We start from the raw sequence: 269 nt of genomic DNA on the forward strand, positions 1-269 counted from the left end.
GGCGCAGGCCAGTCAGCAGCGCGCCGCGCATGAAGATGAGCGCACGCAGCGCGATGCGGAACTGCGCAACTTGCAGGCCGGCCGGTCACCGGCGCCGGACGCGGTGCGTGTCGCGCTTGAACTTTTGGAACGGGAGCTGCCGCAGTCTCACCCGCATGTCTTGTCTCAATTGGTGGAGCCCAATCCTGGCACGTCCTGGCAGAACGCCATTGAAGGCTACATGGGCGGCGACCGCTTCGCGCTCATCGTGGAGGCCGGATTTGAAGCGG

At 65.8% G+C, this 269-nt stretch carries 1 protein-coding gene; it reads left to right on the forward strand.

Annotation, left to right across the window (positions count from 1 at the left end; genetic code table 11):
* Positions 1 to 269 (forward strand): hypothetical protein (locus ACS2QP_RS27790; protein WP_438883070.1); only part of this gene is annotated, 269 nt, incomplete at both ends.

The sequence above is a fragment of the Bacillus cereus group sp. Bce019 genome, assembly GCF_051781745.1.
GTDB lineage: Bacteria > Bacillota > Bacilli > Bacillales > Bacillaceae_G > Bacillus_A > Bacillus_A cereus.